The organism is Staphylococcus sp. AC872 (assembly GCF_979255425.1).
In genome coordinates this window covers 1-4,537 of sequence record NZ_CEEDKW010000017.1, presented here as the reverse complement: position 1 = coordinate 4,537, position 4,537 = coordinate 1, and the positions used below count along the sequence as shown (strand labels likewise).

General features: G+C 29.9%; 4 protein-coding genes. All 4 read left to right on the top strand.

Going from position 1 to position 4,537, the window contains the following annotated elements:
- The coding region (gene mobV / locus ACZ267_RS12670) for a MobV family relaxase (RefSeq protein ID WP_463680332.1) at positions 1–1,064 on the top strand (1,064 nt) is incomplete at its 5' end.
- A 521-nt stretch (positions 1,065–1,585) separates the two neighbouring features.
- Positions 1,586–2,530, top strand: coding sequence for a replication initiation factor domain-containing protein (locus tag ACZ267_RS12665; protein WP_031824444.1), 945 nt, complete (start codon positions 1,586–1,588; stop codon positions 2,528–2,530).
- Between the two features lie 161 nt (positions 2,531–2,691).
- The gene (tet(K), locus tag ACZ267_RS12660; protein WP_000492283.1) at positions 2,692–4,071 is read left to right on the top strand and encodes a tetracycline efflux MFS transporter Tet(K); all 1,380 of its coding nucleotides are present in this window, start codon (positions 2,692–2,694) and stop codon (positions 4,069–4,071) included.
- A 184-nt stretch (positions 4,072–4,255) separates the two neighbouring features.
- Positions 4,256–4,537: plasmid recombination protein (locus ACZ267_RS12655; protein ID WP_181541552.1), on the top strand; the 282-nt coding region annotated here is incomplete at its 3' end.

Below are 4,537 nucleotides of genomic sequence, written 5' to 3'. Positions count from 1 at the left end.
GGAAACGCAAAATTAGAAAAGACGCAGTAAAACATATTGATGGTTTAATTACATCTGGTAATGAATTTTTTAAAAATCAAACACTTGAAGAAACAAAGCAGTTTTTTGAACATGCTAAAACGTTTTTAGAACAAGAGTATGGAAAAGATAATTTATTATATGCAACAGTGCATATGGACGAAAAAACACCTCATATGCATTATGGGGTAGTTCCGATTACAGAAGATGGTCGATTGAGTGCGAAAGAGGTTTTAGGTAATAAAAAGGCACTAACTGAATTTCAAGATAGATTTAACGAACATATCAATAGTTGTGGTTATGACTTGAGTAGAGGTATAACAAGGGGCGTTACACCGAGACGACATGAGCAGATAAGTCGTTATAAAAATTTAACAGATTATCACAAAGAAGAATATGAGCATGAGAGCCGAAAATTAGACCGTATAAAGCAAGAAAGCGAAGAAGTAATGGAACAGTATCAAAATGCTTTAGATGTTCTAAAAAAGCCTATAAATGTCCCATATGAGCTTGAAACTGAAAAAGTTGGTGGATTGTTTAACAAAGAAACACAGGAAACAGGTAACGTCGTTATTGATAAAAATGAATTTGATTTATTGCAGGAACAAGTAAAAGCTTCTCAACTCATTACTGATGATTATGAATATATTAAAAGCGGAAAGGCTTTAAAAGATTTTGAGAAAAAAAACAAAAGATTAGAAGATAGATTATTAGACGAACAGATTAAAAATGGAAAAGTAATAGATAAATACAATGATTTAGTGGATAGTTATAATAATTTATTGGAACAAAATCAAGAAAAAGAAAAAGAGTTAAACCGTTCGTATAAACTATTTAACAATGTGTTTAAGTTGATTAAAGGTGTGATGAAAGAAGAAACATATCATTCGTTGATTAACCATATTGATAATCACTTAGAAAGCTCAAAAATGCGAGAAACAATGATTGTAGATGATAACGATGAACAATTCTTTAAGAAAAAATATCAAAGGCATGAACCAGAAATTATTTTTGAAGATGAACGAGATGATGGCTACACTTTATAAAGACGACGCATTTATGCCGAGAAAATTTATTGTGCGTTGAGAAGAACCCTTAACTAAACTTGGAGACGAATGTCGGCATAGCGTGAGCTATTAAGCCGACCATTCGACAAGTTTTGGGATTGTTAAGGGTTCCGAGGCTCAACGTCAATAAAGCAATTGGAATAAAGCAATAAAAGGAGTTGAAGAAATGAAATTTAGAGAAGCTTTTGAGAATTTTATAGCAAGTAAGTATGTACTTGGTGTTTTAGTAGTTTTAACTGTTTACCAGATAATACAAATGCTTAAATAAAAAAAGACCTGATCTGATTAGACCAAGTCTTTTGATAGTGTTATATTAATAACAAAATAAAAAGAAGTCGCTCACTCCCTCGCCAAAGTTTGTGATAGCGACTTACCTAGAAAAAACACTAAGTTGTTTTTTTATATCTTGTATATCTAGATATTAAACGATATAAGTTTATTCTTCAAGATATATATTCGGGTGAGCGACTTCTTAAATTAAATTAAGGAGTTGTTTTTTTGTGATTAAAAAAGCAGAAGAAATTCAGACAAAACAAAGCTTAGAAAACGAAAACTTAAATTTTTCTAAAACCGGATACTCTAATAGCCGGTTGGACGCACATACTGTGTGCATATCTGATCCAAAATTAAGTTTTGATGCAATGACGATCGTTGGAAATCTCAACCGAGACAACGCTCAAGCCCTTTCTAAATTTATGAGTGTAGAGCCCCAAATAAGACTTTGGGATATTCTTCAAACAAAGTTTAAAGCTAAAGCACTTCAAGAAAAAGTTTATATTGAATATGACAAAGTGAAAGCAGATAGTTGGGATAGACGTAATATGCGTATTGAATTTAATCCAAACAAACTTACACGAGATGAAATGATTTGGTTAAAACAAAATATAATAAGCTACATGGAAGATGACGGTTTTACAAGATTAGATTTAGCCTTTGATTTTGAAGATGATTTGAGTGACTACTATGCAATGTCTGATAAAGCAGTTAAGAAAACTATTTTTTATGGTCGTAATGGTAAGCCAGAAACAAAATATTTTGGCGTGAGAGATAGTAATAGATTTATTAGAATTTATAATAAAAAGCAAGAACGTAAAGATAATGCAGATGCTGAAGTTATGTCTGAACATTTATGGCGTGTAGAAATCGAACTTAAAAGAGATATGGTGGATTACTGGAATGATTGCTTTAGTGATTTACATATCTTGCAACCAGATTGGAAAACTATCCAACGCACTGCGGATAGAGCAATAGTTTTTATGTTATTGAGTGATGAAGAAGAATGGGGAAAGCTTCACAGAAATTCTAGAACAAAATATAAGAATTTGATAAAAGAAATTTCGCCAGTCGATTTAACGGACTTAATGAAATCGACTTTAAAAGCGAACGAAAAACAATTGCAAAAACAAATCGATTTTTGGCAACATGAATTTAAATTTTGGAAATAGTGTACATATTAATATTACTGAACAAAAATGATATATTTAAACTATTCTAATTTAGGAGGATTTTTTTATGAAGTGTCTATTTAAAAATTTGGGGAATTTATATGAGGTGAAAGAATAATTTACCCCTATAAACTTTAGTCACCTCAAGTAAAGAGGTAAAATTGTTTAGTTTATATAAAAAATTTAAAGGTTTGTTTTATAGCGTTTTATTTTGGCTTTGTATTCTTTCATTTTTTAGTGTATTAAATGAAATGGTTTTAAATGTTTCTTTACCTGATATTGCAAATCATTTTAATACTACTCCTGGAATTACAAACTGGGTAAACACTGCATATATGTTAACTTTTTCGATAGGAACAGCAGTATATGGAAAATTATCTGATTATATAAATATAAAAAAATTGTTAATTATTGGTATTAGTTTGAGCTGTCTTGGTTCATTGATTGCTTTTATTGGTCACAATCACTTTTTTATTTTGATTTTTGGTAGGTTAGTACAAGGAGTAGGATCTGCTGCATTCCCTTCACTGATTATGGTGGTTGTAGCTAGAAATATTACAAGAAAAAAACAAGGCAAAGCCTTTGGTTTTATAGGATCAATTGTAGCTTTAGGTGAAGGGTTAGGTCCTTCAATAGGGGGAATAATAGCACATTATATTCATTGGTCTTACCTACTTATACTTCCTATGATTACAATAGTAACTATACCTTTTCTTATTAAAGTAATGGTACCTGGTAAATCAACAAAAAATACATTAGATATCGTAGGTATTGTTTTAATGTCTATAAGTATTATATGTTTTATGTTATTTACGACAAATTATAATTGGACTTTTTTAATACTCTTCACAATCTTTTTTGTGATTTTTATTAAACATATTTCAAGAGTTTCTAACCCTTTTATTAATCCTAAACTAGGGAAAAACATTCCGTTTATGCTTGGTTTGTTTTCTGGTGGGCTAATATTTTCTATAGTAGCTGGTTTTATATCAATGGTGCCTTATATGATGAAAACTATTTATCATGTAAATGTAGCGACAATAGGTAATAGTGTTATTTTTCCTGGAACCATGAGTGTTATTGTTTTTGGTTATTTTGGTGGTTTTTTAGTGGATAGAAAAGGATCATTATTTGTTTTTATTTTAGGATCATTGTCTATCTCTATAAGTTTTTTAACTATTGCATTTTTTGTTGAGTTTAGTATGTGGTTGACTACTTTTATGTTTATATTTGTTATGGGCGGATTATCTTTTACTAAAACAGTTATATCAAAAATAGTATCAAGTAGTCTTTCTGAAGAAGAAGTTGCTTCTGGAATGAGTTTGCTAAATTTCACAAGTTTTTTATCAGAGGGAACAGGTATAGCAATTGTAGGAGGTTTATTGTCACTACAATTGATTAATCGTAAACTAGTTCTGGAATTTATAAATTATTCTTCTGGAGTGTATAGTAATATTCTTGTAGCCATGGCTATCCTTATTATTTTATGTTGTCTTTTGACGATTATTGTATTTAAACGTTCTGAAAAGCAGTTTGAATAGTTATATTATATTTTGGTTTAGAACTATGAGTGGCTAGCATTTTGCCACTCATTTTTTGCGTTAGCAAAAACAGGTTTAAGCCTCGCAGAGCACACGTATTAACGACTTATTAAAAATAAGTCTAGTGTGTTATACTTTAATAAATAAAGCTACGCAAAAACATGTGCAGTGGAGGAATTTTAATATGGCGTATTCTATTATCAGAGTTGCTAAAGTGAAATCAAAAACGAATACAAAAGGCATTCAAAAACATGTACAAAGACAAAATAAAAATTATGAAAATATGGATATTGATTTAGAAAAATCATACTTAAATTACGATTTAGTCAATGATAGTCCGATTGATTATAATCAAAAAATCGAAGAGAAAATTGAACAAAATTATAATGGGAAACGCAAAATTAGAAAAGACGCAGTAAAACATATTGATGGTTTAATTACATCTGGTAATGAATTTTTTAAAAAT